Here is a 19,547-nt window from a genome sequence, read left to right on the forward strand (position 1 = left end):
ACCAACTACTTCCTTCAGGAAGGATCATCATGAAAACACTGAAAACCTTGTTGGCAGGTGCTGTATTCGCTGCAGCGTCCATGTCCGCCCATGCGGAAGACCCGATCCAGATCAATATCGGCCATGCCCTGGGCGAAACCAGTAGCTACCAGATCGCCGGCCTGCATTTTGCAGACCTGATGGATAAAAAAACCAATGGCCGCGTCAAGGTTACCCTGTTCCCCTCGGGCAGTCTGGGCGGCGAGCTCAAGCTGGTGCAGGGTGTGCGTACCGGCGTGGTGGATGCGCTGATCGTGGGCCAGCCGTCGCTGGAGAATACCGTCAAGGAATACCGCGTGCTGTCTTTGCCCTACCTGTTCGATGATTACGAGCAGGCCAACCAGATCATGCAGGGGCCGGTGGGTGACGAGCTGCTGGACGTGCTGTCCAAGTACAACATGAAGGGCCTGGGCTGGGGGGCGATCTACGCACGCAGTCTGGCGTCCATGAAACCGGTGGACAACCTGGACGGCATGAAAGGCCTGAAGGTACGCGTGATCCAGTCACCGGGTTACGTGGAAGCCTATCGCTCACTGGGGGCGCAGCCAACGCCCACGGCATACGCGGAACTGTTCCTCAGCCTGCAGAACGGCGTGGTGGATGCAGCCGAACTCAGCCCGGACCAGACCGTGGGTGACGGCTTTGTCGATGCCATCAAGCATTACTCAGTGACGGCGGTGCACCAGCTGCCCAGCCTGTTCATCATTTCCAAGAACAAGTTCGAGAAGCTGCCCACGGACATCCAGGACGCGATCGAGGAAGCGGGCAAGGAAGCCATGGGTGTGGCCGTGGCTTATCAGAACGACCAGATCGTCAAGGCTTTCGAAACGCTCAAGGCGCGTGGCGTCGTCATCCACGAGCCTGACCAGGCGCCCTTCCGTGCAGCAGCGCGTGCGTCCTGGCCCCGCATTACCAGCGAAGCGCCTGGCGGCGAAGAGTTTGTCGCCAAGATCGAGGCAGCGAAGGCGCAGTGATGACGGCTTCTGCATCCAAGCAAACATTCAGGGTGCAGCTGCCCGACGGCGCGGTGCTGTCGGGCAGCAGTACGGGCGAAGGTTCGCCCGTACTGCTGCTCAGCGGCCTGGGTGGCAGCGAGGCCTTCTGGCAGGACGTGCGGCAGGGCCTGCCGGGCTACCGCTGCATTGCCTTTGACCAGCGCGGCATAGGCGCCTCCACGCGAGGCAGCGCCGTGGTGACGGTGGCGCAGCTGGCACAGGATTGCCTGGCGGTGCTGGATGCCCTGGGCGTCGGGCCCGTGCATGCGGTCGGACACTCTACAGGCGGCTGCATCGTGCAGGAAATGGCGCTGATGCAGCCGGATCGCTTGCACTCGTTGTTCCTGGGGGGTACCTGGGCCGGGCCCGACGAGTACATGGCAGCGCTGTTCTCGCTGCGCGATGAAATCCTGCAGCGCTCGCCAGAATGCTACGAGCGTTTGGGGCTGCTGTTGTCCTACCCGGCGCAATGGCTGCGTGAGCATCCTGAAAAACTGGCGGCGGCCGCGCAGGTGTCCTGGACGCCGGCGCGTGTCGCTGTCGTGCGCGAGCGCATTGCCGCCTTGCTGGCGCACGACCGGCGCGGGCAACTGCAGGCCGTGCGTTCGCCCTGCCTGGTGGTGGGAGCGGCGGATGATCAGGTGGTGCCGCTGCATTTGCAGCGCGAACTGGCTCGCCTGCTGCCGGCCGCCCGGCTGGAAGTCCTGGAGACGGGCGCTCATTTCTTTCCAGTCGCGCGTCGCCTGAAGTACCTGCAAATCCTTCAATCCTGGCTCGGAGGGCAGGACTCATGACATATCGCATTGCATTCATCGGCATGGGCACGATCGCCCAGGACGTTGCCCGGACCTTGCTGCGCGGCGAGCGTGGCGCCGGTTTCGAACTGGGTGCGCTGAGCCGTTCACAACCGCCTGGAGGCGAGCTGGACATACTCACCTGTTTTGCCGGACTGGAGAGCCTGCTGGCCTGGCGCCCGGACCTGGTGATAGAGGCCGCGAGCCAGCAAGCTGTCTGGGAACTGGTGCCAGCCTGCCTGCGCACCGGCATTCCGGTGCTGGTCACTTCGGTGGGGGCGTTGGCGGATACCGAAAAATTCCTTGCGCTGCAGCAGGCAGCAGCGCAAGGAGGCGTGGCTCTGCGCGTACCTGCCGGTGCGGTGGCGTCGCTGGATTACCTGCAGGCGCTACGAGGCGTGGAGGGCGTGAAAGTCGTGTATGAGTCGCGCAAGCCCGTCGATGCCTGGCTCGACGAACTCGCGCTGCGGGGCGTGGCGCCTGACGCTTTGCAGGAGCCGCTGGAACTGTTCCGTGGCAATGCGCGCGACGCGGCCTTGCGCTACCCCAAGAACCTGAATGTCGCGGCAACGGTGGCGCTGGCGTGCACCGGCATGGAAGCGACCGAAGTCAGCGTCGTGGTAGACCCCGCCGCCACCGGCAATACCCACACGATCTGCGTGAACAGTCCAATGGGAGAGCTGCGCACGACGTTGAAAAACGAACCGTCACCGACCAACCCCAAGACTTCCTGGGTGGTGGCGCAGAGCATCGTCAGTGCGGTAGAGCGCCAGTTCGCCAGTTTTGTCGTGGCATGACAGCGCCCCATGGCGGTGGGAGGACTGTTGCCGGAACCTCTGGCGGCAATCAATAGTCGGGCCTTCCGGGCCCAGGGAACAGAACATGAAGCTGCAAGGAAAAATCATCATCGTGACCGGCGCCGGTTCCGGTATTGGCGAGGCGTCGGCAGGCCTGATGGCTGAAGAAGGTGCGCACTTGTGCGTGGTTGACCGCAGTGCGGCGGCAGCGCAACGCGTGGCGGCAGCGATCCGGGAAGCTGGCGGCAGCGCTGATGCCTGGGAAGTCGATGTGGCGCAAGCGGAACAAGTCCGCCAGGCCTGGGAGCGGATCGTGGCACAACATGGCCGCATGGATGTACTGGTCAATAACGCGGGCTATGGCATGGCGGGTACAGTCGCGGATACCAGCCTGGACGATTGGACGGCGTTGATGCGCGTGAACGTGGATGGCGTATTCCATGGTTGCAAGTATGCCGTGCCTGTCATGCAGCGGCAGGGGGGCGGAGTGATCGTGAATACCGCGTCCGTCGCCGCCATGGTCGGCTTGCGCCAGCGCGCGGCCTATTGCGCCTCCAAGGGTGCGGTGACGGCATTGACGCGCGCCATGGCAGTTGATCACGCCGCAGACGGTATACGGGTCAACTGCGTGGCGCCGGGCACGATCGAATCGCCGTACTTTGAACAGATCTTCGCGCAGGCCGAAGACCCGGCCGCCTTGCGCCGTTCGCTGGAACAGCGACAGTTGCTGGGTCGGCTGGGGCAGCCCGGCGAGGTGGCACGGGCGATCCTGTTTCTTGCCTGCGATGATGCTGCCTTCGCCACGGGCAGCACGCTGGTGCTCGATGGCGGGCTCAGCGCCGCTTGATAAAATGTGGATGAATGCTTAGAGAGAGACAAAACGCGCATGACAAACGCAAACGATAAGCTGGCACAACTGAGCATGCGTGAGAAGATCAAGGAGGTGGCGACGGACCTGCTCATCATGCATGGCTGTCCGGGGCTGCGCTTTCAGCAGATCGCGGAAATCCTCGAATGTACGCGTGGCAATATCCACTATCACTACCGCCACAAGCATCTGCTGGTGGAGGAAGTGACGGTCGAATATTGCCAGCGCACCATTGGCCATTTCGATCAGATCTGGAGCTCCGACTTTTCGCTCAAGGAAAAAATCCGGCAAAGCATGCAGTTCAACCAGATGCGCTACCTGAAGCGCAATCCCCAGGGTAATACCAACAATCCCTGGAGTCTGATCGCGCGCATGCGTCTGGAGCGTGACATCATCACGCCGGTGGCCCGGGAGGCGGTTGCGCGTTATTCCATGGAGCTGCAGCGCTGTGTCATCGGCGGTATGCGGCGCTCTATCGAACGCGGCGAGTTGCGTCCCGATACGCCGGTCGAGCTGGTTTCGCTGCCGCTGATCGAACTGGCCAACAGCGCCGACCCCATTACCCGGGACGCGGGGCAATTCGACCGCCTGAAGCAGATGTACGAGGCATTCGATTGCCTGATCCACGAGGCCTACGGCGTGCGATCCTAGCGCCGGGCGCAGCCCGGCCGTTGTGTCAGCACATCATCGGAGCGGGTGGTCTGGCGGTCGGAGCAGTGCTTTCCGTCGCCGCATCCGTGCAATAATTCCAACTTATGGGCTGGCGTCGGGCGCGCGCCGCCGATTTTTCTCCGTCATCGCCGCCATTGCCTTTTGTCCCGGATAAACCAGCCGTGAAGCAAGTCACCGCCATCATCAAACCATTCAAGCTAGACGAAGTCCGCGAAGCCCTGGCCGAAGTCGGCGTCAACGGGCTGACCGTGACGGAGGTCAAGGGCTTTGGTCGCCAGAAAGGGCATACCGAGCTTTATCGTGGCGCGGAATACGTTGTCGATTTCCTGCCCAAGATCCGCGTGGACATCGTGTTGCCTGCGGAGCGGGTCGATGCGGCCATCGAAGCCATCCTGAAAGTCGCCCGCACCGGCAAGATCGGCGATGGCAAGATATTCGTCACGCCGGTAGAACAGGCCATCCGCATCCGGACCGGCGAAAGCGGCATCGACGCGTTGTGAGCATGCGTCAGTCCCAGGAAGCCGCAGGGCAGGAGAAGGTCAGGATTTCCAAGTTGTTGGCTGAGCGCGGCATCTGTTCGCGCCGTGAAGCCGATAGCTACATAGAGAAAGGCTGGGTCAAGGTCGATGGGCAGGTAGCGCAGTTGGGCGACAAGGCCTGGCCGCACCAGTCCATCACGTTGGAACGCGCGGCCCAATCCACGCAGACCAGCCGGGTTACCATCATTCTGCACAAGCCAGTCGGTTATGTGTCCGGCCAGGCAGAAAAAGGCTACCGGCCAGCTGCGACGCTGGTGCAGGCCCAGACGCGTTGGCGCGGCGATACCAGTCCGCAGCGCTTCCTGCCTGGCCATGTGCGCGGGCTGGCGGCGGCCGGGCGGCTGGATATTGATTCCACCGGCTTGCTGGTGCTGACCCAGGATGGCCGTGTGGCGCGCCACCTGATCGGCGAAGATTCCGATGTCGACAAGGAATACCTGGTGCGCGTGGCCGGACGCCTGAGCGAAGGCGGGCTGGCGCTGCTGAACCACGGCCTGTCGCTGGATGGGCAAAAGCTGCGTCCGGCGCAGGTGACCTGGCAAAACGAAGACCAATTGCGCTTTGTCCTGCGCGAAGGCCGCAAACGGCAAATCCGCCGCATGTGCGAACTGGTCGGGTTGAAGGTCATCGGACTCAAGCGTGTTCGTATCGGCAAGGTACGGCTGGGCGATCTGCCCGTCGGACAGTGGCGCTACCTGAAACCCGGCGAACGTTTCTGAGCGGGCGTGCCAGGACGGCAGCCAGATCCCTGGGCAGCCTGCACGCGGGGCAGGCGCCCTGCTGGGGCTGGCGTGACGGCGGCAGGCGCCGCAAGCCAGGCCGGAGCGTGAGCGCTGCCCGGCTCGCGGCCGTATGGCGGAAATTATTCCTGCTGGAAATCCAGGGTATAGCCGGCCTTGCCGTCCAGCGCCAGCTGGCGCGCCATCCAGGGCAGGGCGTCCTTGAGCGCCGCCGCCAGGTTCCAGGGCTGGTTGATGAGGAACATGCCGCTGCCATGCAGGCCTCGGCCGTCGGGCGCCGGTGAGCGTACCGTCAGGGTGGCGTTGAGCCAGTTGCGCACGGGCAGGCGCTGCAGCCTGCGGGGCAGTTCCTGGGCTTCGACCCGCGACACGATGGGATACCAGACCGCGATGGTGCCGGGCGCATAACGCTTGATGGCATCGTTGACCGCAGTCACGACCTTGCGGTAATCCGTCTTGTCTTCGTAGGGTGGGTCGATCAACACCAGGCTGCGGCGGCTGGGAACCGGGAGCAGGGCTTTCACGCCTTCGAAGCCGTCCTGGTTGAAAATCGTGGTCTGGCGCATGGCCCTGCGGCCGCTTTCTTCCAGGTTCGCCACCAGCACGTCCACTTCATTCGGATGCAGTTCGAACAGGCGCAGGCGGTCCGAGGCGCGCAAGCGCGAGAGCGTCACCCAGGGGGAACCGGGATAGTGGCGCAGGGAACCATCCTCATTGAAGCTGCGGATCAGCTCGCGGTAATTGTCCACCAGCTCGGGCATGGGGCCCTGGTGCGACCAGACGCGGCCGATACCGTCTTCAAATTCCCCGCGTTTGTTGGCCCAGTCGCCATCCAGCGCGTAGAGTCCGGCGCCGGCATGGGTGTCTATCACCCAGAAGGGTGTCTCTTTGCGGGCGAAATACTCGACGGTATGCAACAGGATGGAATGCTTGAGAACGTCGGCATGGTTGCCGGCATGAAAAGCGTGGCGATAACTGAACAAGGCGGGCCTTTGGCAAAGTGGGTCCGGCGTTGCAAGCGGACGCTCTGTGGCGCCCGCGTGACCACGGCGGACCGGGAATCGGGGAAAAGCTGAGGGAAGCCGGTGTTGATGCGAGCAATTCCCGAGAAGCGTCTTGCATGATGTTAAACTCGACGCCCGTGCCGTTCAGCAGGTATGCTGGGCGGTTGCAGGACGAATGGTATCGCATTCGTTTTTTGTGTCGCGTTTCCTGCGGTCGCGGGAAATTTTCGCCGGATGCCTCATGTTCGATTTTATTCGCAACCACAAGCGCTGGATGCAGTTCATCCTGTTGCTGTTGATTCTGCCTTCGTTTGTTTTCGTTGGCGTCCAGGGATATACCACTTATGTGTCCCAGGATCAGGACGTCGCCGTCGTTGATGGCGAGCCAGTCACTCGCCAGATGTTCGACCGGATGCTGGGCAATGCGCTCGAACAGGAACGCCAGCGCCTGGGCAGCAATTACGATCCCGCGCAAGTGGATACACCGGCCCTGCGTAGCGCCTTGCTCGACAGCCTGCTGCAGCAGGCCGTGATCGCCCAGGCCGCCAGCAACTACCGTTTCTCGGCATCCGACGAAGCCTTGCGCCGCCATATCGCGCAACAGCCTTATTTCCAGCAGGATGGTCGTTTCTCGCCGGAACGCTACCGCGACGTGCTGGCCTCGCAAGGTCTGTCGACCAGTGACTATGAAGCCAGCGTCCGTGGCCGTATTGCCATTGATCGCGTCGTTGAGCCTATCGGTGCTCGCATCGACCCGCAGCAGGCGGCGCAGAACCCCTGGAATCCGGTCAAGCCCATCGACGTTTCGGTGCGCGTGCCCGATAGCGTTGTGCGTGCGCTGTATGCGGCGCTGCGCGAAACGCGTGACATCCAGGTGCAGTCTTTCAAGGCAGCGGATTTCGCGCCTGCCATCGAAATCACGCAAGCGGATATCCAGCAGTGGTATGACGCCAATGGCGAAGCCCTGCGCTTGCCGGAATTCGTGGATGTTGAATATGTTGTCCTGGACGAAGCGGCCGCCCGCGCCGGCGTCGAGGTGAGTGACGACGATATCCAGAGCTACTACGACCAGAACAAGTCGCTGTACAGCACGCCGGAACGCCGCCGCGCCAGTCACATCCAGATTTCGGTGGATGAAAAGGCAAGCCAGGCCGAACGCGATGCCGCCCTGGCACGTGCCAAGGCGCTGGCCGAAGAAGCTCGCAAGGACCCCGCTGCATTTGCCAAGCTGGCCCGTGAAAATTCCCAGGACGTCGGTTCCGCTGCCAATGGCGGCGACCTCGGCTGGATTGATCGCGCCAGTTTCCCGGTGACCAGCATTGCCGAGGCGGTGTATGCCATTCCTGAGGCCGGCGGCGTCTCCGAACCGGTGCCCAGCCGTTTTGGCTACCACGTCGTGCAGCTCAGCACGCTTGAAAAAGCGCAGGTTCAGCCACTGGCCGACGTGCGCAGCACGATTGCGGAAGAAGTGCGTACGCAAAAAGCGGGTGCTCGTTTCGCAGAGCAGGCCGGCAAGCTGACCAGCCTGGTCTACGACCAGCGTGACAGCCTGCAACCGGTGACGGATACCCTGGGCCTGAAGATCCGTCGCGCCAGCGGCGTGAGCCGCAATGACCTGGTGAATGCCAAGGCTGCGGGCGCTGATGCGGCCATTTCCAGCCCGGATGCTGCCTGGCTCAATTCAGCCCGTGTGCGCCAGGCCGTTTTCGCCAATGATGTCCTGAAAGACGGCCACAATACTGGCCTGATCGAACTGGAGCCCAATAAGCTGATCGCGCTGCGCGTGGCCAAGGTACATCCTTCGGCCTTGCCTGAACTGGCTCTGGTCAGCGATGAAATCCGCGCCAAGCTGCGCAACGAGCGCGCCAGTGAAGCCGCTCGTGCGGCAGGCAAGGCGGCGCTGGCCGGTTATCAGGCCGAGAAGCCCGCCACGCTGCCGCATGGGTTCGGGGAAAAGCTGGAAGTCAGCCGTGAGCGTGCGATGGGCTTGCAGCCTGCGCTGCTGGACGCCATTTCCGCTGTCCATGTCGAAGATGCGCCGGCATTCGTAGGCGTGGAAAACGGCCCGGATTATGAGGTGGTCTATGTAGCGGATGTGACGCCTGCCGGCACGCCGAATGCGGAAGACCTCAATACGCTGCGCGGCCAGTTGGACTTCATGCTGGGTGAAGGGGAGAAGGCGGCAACGCTGGAAGCCCTGAAACAGGTCTTGAATGCCAAGTTGCTGCCTGAAGCCCAGCGCGTGATCGCTGGCGAAGGCAACGATTCGCAGGGCAACGCCTCCTGATCGTTTTATGAACCAGCGCTGGATTGCGCACCTGGACATGGATGCGTTCTACGCATCCGTGGAGCTGTTGCGTTACCCTGATTTACGCGGCCAGCCCGTCGTCATTGGCGGTCGGGCCGCGCCTCCCGCTTTGCTGCCCGACGGCAGCCGGGATTACATGCGTCTGTCGGCCTATGCGGGGCGCGGCGTGGTGACGACCGCTACCTATGAAGCCCGGACCTATGGCGTGCATTCCGCCATGGGCTTGATGAAGGCCGCGCAGCTTGCGCCCGATGCCATCCTGCTCCCTGTCGATTTTTCCCGCTACCGCGATTTCTCTCGGCGTTTCAAGGCTGCCGTGGCCGAAGTCGCGCCACACATCGAGGACAGGGGCGTCGACGAAATCTACATAGACCTGAGCGAGCACGAAGACCTGCGGGAGTCCTGTCCTGACGAGGGTGCTCTCGTGCCTGCGGCTGTTCGGACCTTGGCGCTGCGGCTGCAGCAGGCGGTCATGGATGCCACTGGCCTGAGCTGCTCCATCGGCGTGACGCCCAACAAGCTGCTCTCGAAGATGGCGTCGGAGTTCAACAAGCCGGGCGGGGTGACGGTGCTCGGCCTCGACGAAGTGCCCGCCCGCATCTGGCCCTTGCCTGCCAGCCGCATCAACGGCATAGGCCCCAAAACAACTGAACGCCTGCGGCAGTCGGGAATAGAAACCATCGGCGACCTGGCGCGTTGCGAGCTGCCCTGGCTCAAGACCGAGTTCGGCACCCGCATGGGCGCCTGGCTGTATCGGGCGGCACGTGGCGAGGATACCCGGGAAGTACAGACGGAAAGCGAACCGAAGTCCGTCAGCCGTGAGTCTACCTTTGAGCGCGACCTGCATCCCCAGCGCGATAAGGTCCTGTTGGGCCAGATTTTCACGCGCCTGTGCGTGCAGCTATCGGAAGACCTGATGCGCAAGGGTGTAGCTGGCCGTACCGTAGGCATCAAGCTGCGCTACGAGGATTTCCAGACCGTTACGCGGGATTTCACGTTGCCGTACCCGACCCAGGACGCCCGGACCATCCGGCGCGCCGCCGGGAACTGCCTCAAGCGCGTGCCGCTGGATCGGCGCCTGCGCCTGCTGGGCGTCAAACTGACTGGGCTTGCGCCCATGACCGCGGGCGGGCTGCAACCTTCACCCAGCGGCGACCCTTATACCTTGCCCTTGTTCGAGGATGCCATGCCCCTGGGGGGCTAAAGGCAGCAAGACATCGCGCTGTCGCGCACCACAGGGCCACGATGCCGGTCTGCCGCTCCTGGGCGATTAGATTTCCTGCTGGTAGCAGGGCGTGCGCTCGCGGTTGTAGACGCTGACGCGGCACTGCTGCTCATCAATCCGGAAAATGACGCTGGCCAGCGTATTCTCGCCGTCCGGATCACGCAGGTCGGTGCGCAGCATGGGCAGGGTGGCTTCCGTGTCGTACAGTATGTCCAGCAATTCGCTGGATTCGGCCTGTGCATGCAGCTCCAGCAGCAGAACATCCAGGCGTTCCAGCCGTTCGCGCGAAGACGTCGTGATCAGCTGGGTGGTCTGGCGTGCGCCGAAGTGGATGCAGTGGTTGGTGTGTCCGTACAGCGTGGTCACCGGCTGCGTGGAGCAGCGTTCCGGGGTGGCTTCGATGCTCAGCAGGCGTTCGTCGCCGACGGCGCCCAACATGTGGTGAAACCCGCCGGCACGTGGCATTTTGTTCAGCAGCGCTTGTGCTTCGTCGAGGCTGCGACAATCCAGTACGGCACGCGCCAGCATCATGCGGGGCACGCCTTTGCCGCCCCGCATGATGCGCAGGTTGTCGACGACTTGAACCAGGCCTGCACGATTGGCGGCAAACGTGTGGCCGGGCAGGGAGCCGGGCAGATACAGGAAGAAAAAGCCGGGGCCGTCCTCGGACTGGATTTCCACCAGGCGGCCCAGTCCGGTCAGAAAGGGATCGCCGTCCTCATTGTGGGCGATCCAGCGCGAGCCGTCGGCATGGCGCAATGCGACGGTCATGCAGCCATCGTCGGTTTTGTGCAGCAGGTCGCCCCTGGCGTTCCAGAGCAAGACGTCTTCCAAGGGCATGTCCAGACCTTCGGCCATGCCGCAAAGTTCTTCCCATTGCTTGGGCAGGTATTCCCGGGCGGCAGCGCCCAGGGTGTCCAGCACAGCGTGCCCACGCCAGCGGCGCAAGGCAAACCAGGTCGGGCTTTGTTCCAGCAAGGCCGCCATATAAGGGCGAGCCAGATCGCCAAGCGCACGGCCAATGTCGCGGCGGCTGCCGCGCAATGAAATGGGTGTAGCATCCATAGGGCAGAAATCCTGGCTAGGCGCCGTAGCGCCAGCGGCCTGCTGTCCGCTGAGGGGGCCAGCAAGGCCGGTTCAACTCGGAGCCTGAGGCTCCCCCGGAGGCGGTCAGGCGCTCCTGCCTGATGGCGGAGATCTGGCCGCGCTGTGGTATCAGTGCCCGTCCGGTCGGCCCATGCCAAGCCGGGCGCGTACTGCATTTGATAATGATGATTGTAGGGCAGATGCGGCAAGGGTGCAGGGCGTCGCGCCGCACCTGCCCCGAACCGCTAGCCCTTGACGCGGACGATCTTCTGCACCTGGGGAACATGGCGCACGGCGCGGATGACACGCGCCAGTTGTACGCGGCTTTCCACCTGCAGCGTCAGTTGCAGCGAGACCGTGGCAACCGCATCGTCGTGCATGGTGACATGGATGATGTTGGCCTCGGCCGCCGTGACTTCCGCGGCAATGCGGCCCAGGGTGCCGCGTTCGTTGCGGGCGGTCACGTCCAGGCGGGTGGAGAAATGCTTGGCGGTTTTCTCGTCCCAGGCGACGGAGACCCAGCGCTCGGGTTCACGCACCTGGCCGCGCTTGGCGACCGGACAGTCCGCGACGTGCACGACCAGGCCGTGGCCAGCGCGCAGTTCTGCAATGATGGGATCCCCGGGCAAGGGGTGACAACAGGAGGCCAGCTGGACAGCCTGGCCTTCATTGCCCTGGATGAGGATGGGGGCCGAGCGCGCGCTGACGATGTCATCGACGGCGGCGGCAGTGGTCGCCACCAGATCGGAACCCGGCATGAAGCGGCGGGCCACGACGGCAGCCAGGCGCTTGCCCAGGCCGATGTCGGCCAGGATTTCCTCGCGGTTGCGTGCGCCGCTCACACGCACGAGCTTGTCCCAGGTCGGGTCGCTGGCATCAGGCAGTTCCGCCTTGATGCCCTGCATGGCCTGCTGCAGCAGGCGTTCGCCAAAGGCGACCGATTCTTCGTATTGCACGTTGCGCAGGTAATGGCGGATTTCCGAGCGGGCCCTGCCGGTACGCACGTAGTTCAGCCATTGCGCGCTGGGGCGGGCCGAAGGCGCAGTAATGATTTCGACGGTGTCGCCGCTGCTCAATTCGCTGTCGAGCGGCATGAATTCGCCGTTGATGCGGGCCGCGACGGCATGGTGTCCGATATCCGTGTGGATCGCGTAGGCGAAGTCCACTGGCTTGGCACCGCGAGGCAACGAAATGATGCGGCCACGCGGGGTGAAGACATACACCGCGTCCGGGAACAGGTCGACCTTGACGTGCTCCAGGAATTCGCCGGAATCGCCCGTCTGGCTCTGGATGTCCAGCAAGGATTGCAGCCACTGGTGCGTGCGTTTCTGCAGCTCGTTGAGCGGAACGTCGTCTTCCTTGTACAGCCAGTGCGAGGCGACGCCTTCTTCGGCGATATGGTGCATGTCGCGCGTGCGGAACTGGAATTCGACCGGCGTGCCGTACGGGCCGACCAGCATGGTGTGCAGGGACTGGTAGCCATTGAGCTTGGGAATGGCGATGTAGTCCTTGAATTTGCCGGGCACCGGGCGATACAGCTGGTGCAGCGTGCCCAGCGCCAGATAGCATTCCGGCACGGTGTGCACGATGATGCGGAAACCGTAGATATCCAGCACGTCGGAGAAGGATTTCTTCTGCGACACCATTTTCTGGTAAATGCCGTAGAGGGATTTCTCGCGGCTGGAAATATCGGCTTCGATGCCCGCGGCGGGCAGCGCAGCGGCGACCGCATCATGAATCTTGCCCAGCACCTCGCGGCGATTGCCGCGCGCGGCCAGCACGGCCCTGCGCAGCACACGATAGCGATTGGGGTGGATGGCTTCGAAACAGAGGTCCTGCAATTCCCGGAACAAGGCATTGAGACCCAGCCGGTTGGCAATCGGTGCGTAGATTTCCAGTGTTTCGCTGGCAATGCGGCGGCGTTTTTCGGGGCTGACCGCATCCAGGGTGCGCATGTTGTGCAGGCGGTCGGCCAGCTTGACCAGGATGACGCGCACGTCACGGGCCATGGCAAGCAGCATCTTGCGGAAGCTTTCCGCCTGCTGCTGGGCCTTGCTGGCAAACTCCAGGCGGTCGAGCTTGGAGAGGCCGTCGACCAGTTCGGCGACATCGGGGCTGAAGCGCTCGGCCAGTTCCTGCTTGGCTACGCCCTGGTCTTCGATGACATCGTGGAGCAGGGCGGCCATCAGGGCTTCGGCATCCAGCTTCCAGCCGGCACAGATTTCCGTGACGGCGATGGGATGCGAAATATAAGGCGCGCCGCTCGCGCGGAACTGGCCCAGGTGGGCCTGATCGGCGAAACGGTAGGCTTCGCGGACCTTGGCGACTTCTTTTTCAGTCAGGTAGCCGCTGATGATTTCCGTCAGGCCGGCCAACGAAGCCACAGGCTTGCTGGACGCGGCTTCGCCGGCGGCATGGCCGCCGGCACCTTCGTGGGATTTGCTCTGACGCTTCCCCAGCCTGGAACCGGCCTTGATGGCAGCCAGCAGACCGGTTGATGCTTGTTTCAGGCCTGAGAAGTCCATCGCCAGCCTCCCAGGGGATCAGGTCGGAACTTTACGCAGCATTTCCAGGCCGGTGACACCCTCGGCGATTTCGCGCAGGGCCGTGACGGCGGGCTTGTTCTTGGATTCGATACGGGAACTATGGCCTTGGGCCAGTTCACGGGCACGATAGGCAGCCGCCAGCGCCAGCTGGAAACGGTTAGGAGACTTTTGCAGACAATCTTCGACGGTGATACGGGCCATGGCGAATCTTAAAAAAGGAAACAAAAACAGGATGATGCCTCAGCGGGCACCAAGCAGGCCGAACCGGGCAAACAATTCCGCATTGCGTTTGCTCTGGGACGGGTAACGCAGGCGGGCGCTGTGAATGATTTGTTCAAAGGCCTGCAATGCGTCGCTAAATTCTTGATTAATAATAACATATTCGCACTCTGAAGCATGCGAAATCTCGCTTTCGGCGGCGGCCAGCCGCTTGGCGATGACGGCTTCGGCATCCTGGCCACGGCGGCGCAAGCGCGCCTCGAGTTCCTCGATGGAGGGCGGCAGGATGAAAATACCGATGGCGTGCGGGAAAAACTCACGTACCTGGCGCGCGCCTTGCCAGTCGATTTCCAGGATGATGTCGCGGCCGCCAGCAATGGCGGCATCAATGGCATCACGGGGCGTGCCATAGTAGTTGCCGTGGACTTCGGCCCATTCCAGCATCTCGCCCGCATCGCGGCGGCGCAGGAATTCGGGAATGTCGAGGAAACGGTAGTCGCGGCCGTCCACTTCGCCGTCTCGGGGCGAGCGGGTCGTGCAGGAAACGGAGAGCGCGATATCGGGATGCCGTTCGAGCAGGGCGCGAACCAGGCTGGATTTGCCGGCGCCGCTGGGCGCAACGACGATAAACAGATTACCGGAGTGGGCGGACATGGACAGAGGATACCTTAACGAAGGCGGCAAGCATAGCAAACTTGAGCGCCTCTGGCGCTGGTAAGCGCCCATTTTTTGCCGCCAAGCGCCCCAGGAAAAAACGGTCCTCCGGAGGGGGCAACAAGCCGAAGGTGCAGTGTGGAGGCCCTTTTTTACCGGTCAGGCCGGCAGACTGGATTTACACTGCGGGGCAGGCGCGGCGCGGTCTGTCCGCGGTCCGTCGTTTTTTCGGAGATTCCCATGGCACATTCTTCCCCGCTTGTTACCGTCGCGCAGCTGCAGGATTGGCTGCAGCAGGAGCCCGCCAGCGTCCTGGTGCTGGATGCCAGCTTTGATCTGGCCGATGCCCAGGCTGGCCGGCAGGCATTCCGCCAGGCCCACTTGCCTGGCGCCGCGCATATCGACCTGGATATGCACCTGAGCTCCCAGCCGAATGGCAGCAATGGTCGCCATCCCTTGCCGGATTTCCCCGCGCTGGCCGAAACCCTGGCCCGCCTGGGTGCGGACAATACCACCCGTATCGTGGCCTACGACCGTCAGGGGGCCATGTACGCGGCCCGTGCCTGGTGGCTGTTGCGCCGCGCCGGGCATGCCCAGGCATTCGTCCTGGATGGCGGCCTGTCCGCGTGGCTGGCGGCGGGGCTGCCCGTCGAGGATGGCGAGGCGGCGCCACGCAAGCCGGGCAGCTTCCGGCTGCGCCCGGCGTTGGTGGAAATCGTGGATTACGAAACGCTGCGCCCGCTGGTAGAGGCTGGTACCGCTCCGCTGGTGGTCGATGCCCGTGCGCCGGATCGTTTCCGAGGCGAGAATGAAACGCTGGATCGCGTGGGTGGGCACATTCCCGGTGCGCGCAACCGGTTTTTCCGCGACAACCTGGATGCCCAGGGCCGTTTCCTGGAACCGGCGGCATTGCGTGCAGCATTCGAAACCGTGCTGGAAGGCCGGCCGGCGGCCGAGGCCGTGATGCAGTGCGGCTCTGGCGTGACGGCCTGCCATAATTTGCTGGCGCTTGAAGTCGCGGGCCTGAGTGGCGCCCGCCTGTATCCCGGTTCCTGGAGCGAATGGTCGTCGCGTCCCGGGTCTCCGGTCGCTACCGGCACCGACTGAGTTCCAGTGATTGCGGCAGGCTGGTGGCGCCTGCCGCGCAATCTCCGGCAGTGTCATCAGGTTTTCATCGCCAGCCGTCAGACTGGCAAGCTGTTTCCGGTCCGCGACCCTGCTGCGGGCCATCTACCGGAGAAATCAGCTCGTGAAAAAGACACTGCTTTGCCTCGCTCTCGGCATGACCTTCATGGGCGCGGCCCAGGCACAGGATGCCTGCCCGCGTGGGGAACTGGATAGCCGCTATTGCGACCGCGATGGCGACATGGTGGCAGATGCGCCTACGGACCCCAAGGAATGGGTGGACCCGGCGACGCTGGTATTCGCCTATACCCCGGTTGAAGACCCGGAAGTCTATCGTGGCGTCTGGGACGGCTTTCTGAAGCATCTTTCCACCGTGACGGGCAAGAAAGTCCAGTTCTTCCCGGTGCAATCCAATGCGGCCCAGATCGAAGCCATGCGTGCCGGACGCCTGCACGTGGCCGGCTTCAACACCGGCGGTAATCCCCTGGCGGTCAATTGCGCCGGCTTTGTGCCTTTTGCGATGATGGCGGACAAGCAGGGCGCCTACGGCTACGAGATGGAAATCATCGTTCCGGCCACGAGCGACGCCCAGAAAATCGAAGACCTGAAGGGCAAGACCATCGCCTTTACGTCGCAGACTTCCAATTCCGGCTACAAGGCACCCTCGGCGCTGCTGGCCAGCGAATATGGCATGCAGGCCGAACGCGACTACAAGCCCGCGTTTTCCGGCAAGCACGATAACTCGGTGCTGGGCGTGGCGAACAAGGATTATGACGGCGCGGCCGTGGCCAATTCGGTCATGAACCGGATGATCGGGCGTGGCACCGTGGATGGCGACAAGCTGCGCAGCATCTATAAATCCCAGTCGTTTCCGACCACCGGCTACGGCTACGTGTACAACCTGAAGCCGGAGCTGGCCGACAAAATCCGCGAGGCGTTCTTCTCGTATGACTGGACCGGCAGCGCGTTGCTGGAGGAATTCAGCAAGTCCAGCCCGCCGCAGGAAGCCTTCATCCCCATTACCTACAAGGAACATTGGGGCGTGGTGCGTGATATCGACCGTGCCATGAACGTCAGCTACAGCTGCAAGTAATCACTTTCGGCGCCGGACCTGGCCGCGTGTCTGCCTGAGCGCGGCAGAGCCGGACGCCACGGCCGGCCCTACGCTACCGGGTCGCAAGGTACGCGCATGCACGGCACTTGCCGTGCGCGCCAGGTTCCGGCCCGCCATGGAGCCACCATGCTGCAACTCCAAGCTTTGAGCAAACGTTACGCTACCGGTGATCTGGCGCTGGACCAGGTTGAACTGAACCTGCCGGCAGGGCAGGTGATGGCCTTGATCGGGCCTTCCGGCGCGGGCAAGAGCACATTGATCCGCTGCGTCAATGGACTGGTGACGCCTTCGGCCGGCACCATTACCCTGGCGGGCGCAAGCCTGACCGGGCTGAGCGCGGCCCGGCTGCGGCGCGCGCGCCGCCATATCGGCATGATTTTCCAGGAATATGCACTGGTAGAGCGTCTGAGCGTCATGGAAAACGTGCTGTCCGGCAGGCTCGGCTATGTGGGATTCTGGGCAAGCTGGCTGCGCCGTTTTCCCCCGCAGGATATTGCCCGTGCCTTCGAACTGTTGGACCGGGTCGGCCTGGCAGGTTTTCAGGACAAGCGCGCCGACGCCCTGTCGGGCGGGCAGCGCCAGCGCGTCGGCATTGCCCGTGCGCTGATGCAGGAACCGCAATTGCTGCTGATCGACGAGCCGACGGCCAGTCTGGACCCGCGCACCGCGCGCCAGATCATGCGCCTGATTTGCGAACTGTGCCGTGAGCGCAGCCTGTCGGCCATTATCAATATCCATGACGTGCCGCTGGCCTTGCGCTATGCCGACCGCATCGTCGGCCTGCGCAAGGGGCGTGTGGTCTATGACGGCGCCCCCGCCGGTCTGGACGCGGCAGCCCTCACGGAAATCTATGGTGAAGAAGACTGGAACACGCCGGCGCAGTCGCCGGACCCTTCCATGCCGGACGAGATGACTGCCGAGGCCGCCCTTGATGGCGCCACCGCTACTCAGCCGGCTGCGTCGGCCGCCACTCGTTTGCAGGAGAGCCCGGCATGAGCGCGACGGAGTCTTCCGGCGTTCCAGTGCAAACCTTGGCCGCCCCAAGCTATCCCACGCGTTGGCGTCGCCCGCCGCGTTGGGGCAAGCCCTGGAAAACCCGTCTGATCGCGTTGCTGTGCCTGGCCTACCTGTTCTGGGCGCTGGGCAGTCTGCCGATCAACTGGGACCGCGCTGCAGAAGGCTTCGGCCGCGCGGCGCTGTTGTTTCGCCAGTTCCTGGTACCGGACTTCAGCTCACGCTGGACCGAGATTGCTGCCGGCCTGGTGGAGAGCCTGGCGATGACGATTACTGCGACGGTTCTGGGCATTGCGCTGAGTGTGCCTGTCGCACTGGGCGCGGCCCGCAATATGGCGCCGTGGCCCGTCTATGCGGCATGCCGCACCCTGGTGGCCGGGGCACGGGCCTTCCCGGAAATCATCATCGCCATCCTGTTCGTGAAGATGTTCGGGTTCGGGCCGCTGGCCGGCATGGTGACGCTGGTGATTGCCTCCATCGGTTTTCTGGCCAAGTTGCTGGCTGACGAAATCGAAACCATAGATCCATCCCAGTGGGAAGCGCTGCGCGCTACCGGTGCGAGCTGGTTGCAATGCGTGGCTTTCGCTGTCATGCCGCAGATCAAGCCGCGCCTGGCGGGCCTGTCCATGTACAGACTGGATATCAACTTTCGCGAATCGGCCGTGCTGGGCATTGTCGGGGCCGGTGGCATCGGGGCGACGCTCAACACCGCGCTGGATCGTTATGAATTCGATACGGCAGGCGCCATCCTGTTGTTGATCATCGTCATCGTCCTGTTGGCCGAATATGCCTCCGGGCTGGTAAGGCGACATTTCCAATGAAGAATACCGCTTCCCGCCAAACCTCCCGGGCGGTGCAGGCGCCGGTCTGGCGCCATCGCAGCCCGGCAGCGCAACGCGCCAATTGGCTGTGCTGGCTGCTGGGCGCCTTGCTGTTTTATCTGGGTTGGCACGAGATCAGTGAAAATACCATCTGGGTATTCGCTGCCGATGCTCCCAGTGCCGCCTGGGACATGATTTCCCGCATGTTCCCGCCGCGTTGGCACTATACCGGCGAGCTCTGGCAACCCTTGCTTGACACCATCCATATCGCCACCCTGGGAACGGCGATAGGTGCCGTGCTTGCCATTCCGCTGGCTTTCCTGGCCGCCCGCAATACCACGCCCAGCCGCTGGCTGGCGCGTCCGGCAGCGCTGATTGTCATCGTGACTTCGCGCTCCATCAATTCGCTGATCTGGGCCATGCTGCTGGTCATCATGCTGGGGCCGGGGCCGCTGGCAGGCACTATTGCCATCGCGCTGCGCTCCATTGGCTTCATTGGCAAGTTGATCTACGAGGCTATCGAAGAAACCGACAGCCGGCAGGTCGAAGCCATCCTGGCGACAGGCGCCAGCAGCCTGCAGGTTTTGGGCTACGGCATCGTGCCACAGGTCATGCCGGCGATTGTCGGCACCGTCGTGTATCGCTGGGATGTGAATATCCGGGAATCGACCATCCTTGGCATTGTCGGGGCGGGCGGGCTGGGCCTGCCGCTGGCCGCTTCCGTCGATACCCTGGCTTGGCCCCAGGTGACGCTGATATTCATCGCCATTCTGGTGATGGTCGGCATCGCCGAATGGCTCTCCAACCGCATACGCAGCCAGCTGATCTGAAGGGCTTAGCGCCTGCGCCCCCTTCAGGCTGGCAAAGGGCGGGGTGGGGGGGGCCGGCCGGGGGGGGGCCCCCCCCGGGGGGCCAGGGGGGGGGAATATAGGGAAAAAAAGAGAGGGGCCGGGCCCCCCGGGCGGGGCCCCCCCCCCGGCGAAAACC

At 63.4% G+C, this 19,547-nt stretch carries 19 protein-coding genes; 14 read left to right on the forward strand and 5 right to left on the reverse strand.

Annotated features, from left to right (window positions below; genetic code table 11):
• Nucleotides 1–29 precede the first annotated feature (29 nt).
• From EV679_RS13820 to EV679_RS13850, 7 genes are all read left to right on the forward strand, one after another.
• The gene (locus tag EV679_RS13820) at nucleotides 30–1,013 is read left to right on the forward strand and encodes a TRAP transporter substrate-binding protein (RefSeq protein WP_068369526.1); all 984 of its coding nucleotides are present in this window, start codon (nucleotides 30–32) and stop codon (nucleotides 1,011–1,013) included.
• Entirely contained in the window at nucleotides 1,013–1,828 is an 816-nt protein-coding gene (locus EV679_RS13825; protein WP_130487517.1) for an alpha/beta fold hydrolase, read from the forward strand. Before EV679_RS13820 ends, EV679_RS13825 begins: the two co-directional genes overlap by 1 nt.
• Nucleotides 1,825–2,625, forward strand: coding sequence for an aspartate dehydrogenase (locus tag EV679_RS13830; RefSeq protein WP_130487518.1), 801 nt, complete (start codon nucleotides 1,825–1,827; stop codon nucleotides 2,623–2,625). The genes EV679_RS13825 and EV679_RS13830 overlap by 4 nt, the downstream gene beginning before the upstream one ends.
• A gap of 85 nt (nucleotides 2,626–2,710) precedes the next feature.
• Entirely contained in the window at nucleotides 2,711–3,472 is a 762-nt protein-coding gene (locus EV679_RS13835; RefSeq protein WP_068369515.1) for an SDR family oxidoreductase, read from the forward strand.
• Between the two features lie 39 nt (nucleotides 3,473–3,511).
• The gene (locus EV679_RS13840; RefSeq protein WP_068369510.1) at nucleotides 3,512–4,144 is read left to right on the forward strand and encodes a TetR/AcrR family transcriptional regulator; all 633 of its coding nucleotides are present in this window, start codon (nucleotides 3,512–3,514) and stop codon (nucleotides 4,142–4,144) included.
• A gap of 182 nt (nucleotides 4,145–4,326) precedes the next feature.
• On the forward strand, nucleotides 4,327–4,665 hold the full coding sequence (locus EV679_RS13845; RefSeq protein ID WP_068369505.1) for a P-II family nitrogen regulator: 339 nt from the start codon (nucleotides 4,327–4,329) through the stop codon (nucleotides 4,663–4,665).
• 2 nt (nucleotides 4,666–4,667) lie between these two features.
• Nucleotides 4,668–5,423, forward strand: coding sequence for a pseudouridine synthase (locus EV679_RS13850; RefSeq protein ID WP_130487519.1), 756 nt, complete (start codon nucleotides 4,668–4,670; stop codon nucleotides 5,421–5,423).
• A gap of 143 nt (nucleotides 5,424–5,566) precedes the next feature.
• Here EV679_RS13850 and EV679_RS13855 read toward each other — a convergent pair whose 3' ends face one another.
• Nucleotides 5,567–6,427, reverse strand: coding sequence for a 23S rRNA (adenine(2030)-N(6))-methyltransferase RlmJ (locus EV679_RS13855; protein WP_130487520.1), 861 nt, complete (start codon nucleotides 6,425–6,427; stop codon nucleotides 5,567–5,569).
• Between the two features lie 262 nt (nucleotides 6,428–6,689).
• On the opposite strand from EV679_RS13855, the gene EV679_RS13860 reads away from it, so the two are divergent.
• Together EV679_RS13860 and dinB are read left to right on the forward strand one after the other, a co-directional pair.
• Nucleotides 6,690–8,735: a SurA N-terminal domain-containing protein gene (locus EV679_RS13860; protein ID WP_130487521.1), complete on the forward strand. Its 2,046-nt coding sequence runs from the start codon at nucleotides 6,690–6,692 to the stop codon at nucleotides 8,733–8,735.
• A 7-nt stretch (nucleotides 8,736–8,742) separates the two neighbouring features.
• On the forward strand, nucleotides 8,743–9,960 hold the full coding sequence (dinB, locus tag EV679_RS13865) for a DNA polymerase IV (RefSeq protein ID WP_068369492.1): 1,218 nt from the start codon (nucleotides 8,743–8,745) through the stop codon (nucleotides 9,958–9,960).
• A 66-nt stretch (nucleotides 9,961–10,026) separates the two neighbouring features.
• Here the strand turns inward: dinB and EV679_RS13870 are convergent, their stop codons facing one another.
• The 4 genes from EV679_RS13870 to gmk form a co-directional block, all read right to left on the reverse strand.
• Nucleotides 10,027–11,046 carry a C45 family autoproteolytic acyltransferase/hydrolase gene (locus EV679_RS13870; protein ID WP_068369489.1) on the reverse strand — a complete coding sequence of 340 codons (1,020 nt, stop codon included), beginning with the start codon at nucleotides 11,044–11,046 and terminating at the stop codon, nucleotides 10,027–10,029.
• A 266-nt stretch (nucleotides 11,047–11,312) separates the two neighbouring features.
• Complete coding sequence (locus EV679_RS13875) at nucleotides 11,313–13,592, reverse strand: RelA/SpoT family protein (RefSeq protein ID WP_068369486.1); 2,280 nt, start codon at nucleotides 13,590–13,592, stop codon at nucleotides 11,313–11,315.
• An 18-nt stretch (nucleotides 13,593–13,610) separates the two neighbouring features.
• Nucleotides 13,611–13,814 carry a DNA-directed RNA polymerase subunit omega gene (rpoZ, locus tag EV679_RS13880; protein ID WP_068369484.1) on the reverse strand — a complete coding sequence of 68 codons (204 nt, stop codon included), beginning with the start codon at nucleotides 13,812–13,814 and terminating at the stop codon, nucleotides 13,611–13,613.
• A gap of 39 nt (nucleotides 13,815–13,853) precedes the next feature.
• Nucleotides 13,854–14,486, reverse strand: a complete 633-nt coding sequence (gmk, locus tag EV679_RS13885; protein WP_068369479.1) for a guanylate kinase — start codon at nucleotides 14,484–14,486, stop codon at nucleotides 13,854–13,856.
• Nucleotides 14,487–14,726: 240 nt separating this feature from the next.
• On the opposite strand from gmk, the gene EV679_RS13890 reads away from it, so the two are divergent.
• The 5 genes from EV679_RS13890 (at nucleotide 14,727) to phnE (EV679_RS13910) (ending at nucleotide 19,390) form a co-directional block, all read left to right on the forward strand.
• Nucleotides 14,727–15,593 (forward strand): sulfurtransferase, encoded by an 867-nt coding sequence (locus EV679_RS13890; RefSeq protein WP_130487522.1) that lies wholly within the window; start codon nucleotides 14,727–14,729, stop codon nucleotides 15,591–15,593.
• 142 nt (nucleotides 15,594–15,735) lie between these two features.
• The gene (gene phnD, locus EV679_RS13895; RefSeq protein ID WP_083969517.1) at nucleotides 15,736–16,704 is read left to right on the forward strand and encodes a phosphate/phosphite/phosphonate ABC transporter substrate-binding protein; all 969 of its coding nucleotides are present in this window, start codon (nucleotides 15,736–15,738) and stop codon (nucleotides 16,702–16,704) included.
• 147 nt (nucleotides 16,705–16,851) lie between these two features.
• A complete protein-coding gene (phnC, locus tag EV679_RS13900; protein WP_083969516.1) occupies nucleotides 16,852–17,721 on the forward strand; it encodes a phosphonate ABC transporter ATP-binding protein in 870 nt (289 codons plus the stop codon).
• A complete protein-coding gene (gene phnE / locus EV679_RS13905; protein ID WP_068369475.1) occupies nucleotides 17,718–18,560 on the forward strand; it encodes a phosphonate ABC transporter, permease protein PhnE in 843 nt (280 codons plus the stop codon). Before phnC ends, phnE (EV679_RS13905) begins: the two co-directional genes overlap by 4 nt.
• The gene (gene phnE / locus EV679_RS13910; RefSeq protein WP_127774287.1) at nucleotides 18,557–19,390 is read left to right on the forward strand and encodes a phosphonate ABC transporter, permease protein PhnE; all 834 of its coding nucleotides are present in this window, start codon (nucleotides 18,557–18,559) and stop codon (nucleotides 19,388–19,390) included. The genes phnE (EV679_RS13905) and phnE (EV679_RS13910) overlap by 4 nt, the downstream gene beginning before the upstream one ends.
• The last annotated feature ends 157 nt before the right edge of the window (nucleotides 19,391–19,547 follow it).

The organism is Kerstersia gyiorum, assembly GCF_004216755.1.
Lineage (GTDB): Bacteria > Pseudomonadota > Gammaproteobacteria > Burkholderiales > Burkholderiaceae_B > Kerstersia > Kerstersia gyiorum.

What these genes read in the sequence shown, in the direction of transcription:
- EV679_RS13820 (WP_068369526.1), top strand. Translation starts at nt 30, where the DNA reads ATGAAAACACTGAAAACCTTGTTGGCAGGTGCTGTATTCGCTGCAGCG.
- EV679_RS13875 (WP_068369486.1), bottom strand. Translation starts at nt 13,592, where the DNA reads ATGGACTTCTCAGGCCTGAAACAAGCATCAACCGGTCTGCTGGCTGCC.
- EV679_RS13830 (WP_130487518.1), top strand. Translation starts at nt 1,825, where the DNA reads ATGACATATCGCATTGCATTCATCGGCATGGGCACGATCGCCCAGGAC.
- phnC (WP_083969516.1), top strand. Translation starts at nt 16,852, where the DNA reads ATGCTGCAACTCCAAGCTTTGAGCAAACGTTACGCTACCGGTGATCTG.
- phnE (WP_068369475.1), top strand. Translation starts at nt 17,718, where the DNA reads ATGAGCGCGACGGAGTCTTCCGGCGTTCCAGTGCAAACCTTGGCCGCC.
- dinB (WP_068369492.1), top strand. Translation starts at nt 8,743, where the DNA reads ATGAACCAGCGCTGGATTGCGCACCTGGACATGGATGCGTTCTACGCA.
- EV679_RS13850 (WP_130487519.1), top strand. Translation starts at nt 4,668, where the DNA reads ATGCGTCAGTCCCAGGAAGCCGCAGGGCAGGAGAAGGTCAGGATTTCC.
- EV679_RS13825 (WP_130487517.1), top strand. Translation starts at nt 1,013, where the DNA reads ATGACGGCTTCTGCATCCAAGCAAACATTCAGGGTGCAGCTGCCCGAC.
- EV679_RS13870 (WP_068369489.1), bottom strand. Translation starts at nt 11,046, where the DNA reads ATGGATGCTACACCCATTTCATTGCGCGGCAGCCGCCGCGACATTGGC.
- gmk (WP_068369479.1), bottom strand. Translation starts at nt 14,486, where the DNA reads ATGTCCGCCCACTCCGGTAATCTGTTTATCGTCGTTGCGCCCAGCGGC.
- EV679_RS13835 (WP_068369515.1), top strand. Translation starts at nt 2,711, where the DNA reads ATGAAGCTGCAAGGAAAAATCATCATCGTGACCGGCGCCGGTTCCGGT.
- phnE (WP_127774287.1), top strand. Translation starts at nt 18,557, where the DNA reads ATGAAGAATACCGCTTCCCGCCAAACCTCCCGGGCGGTGCAGGCGCCG.
- EV679_RS13840 (WP_068369510.1), top strand. Translation starts at nt 3,512, where the DNA reads ATGACAAACGCAAACGATAAGCTGGCACAACTGAGCATGCGTGAGAAG.
- EV679_RS13890 (WP_130487522.1), top strand. Translation starts at nt 14,727, where the DNA reads ATGGCACATTCTTCCCCGCTTGTTACCGTCGCGCAGCTGCAGGATTGG.
- EV679_RS13860 (WP_130487521.1), top strand. Translation starts at nt 6,690, where the DNA reads ATGTTCGATTTTATTCGCAACCACAAGCGCTGGATGCAGTTCATCCTG.
- rpoZ (WP_068369484.1), bottom strand. Translation starts at nt 13,814, where the DNA reads ATGGCCCGTATCACCGTCGAAGATTGTCTGCAAAAGTCTCCTAACCGT.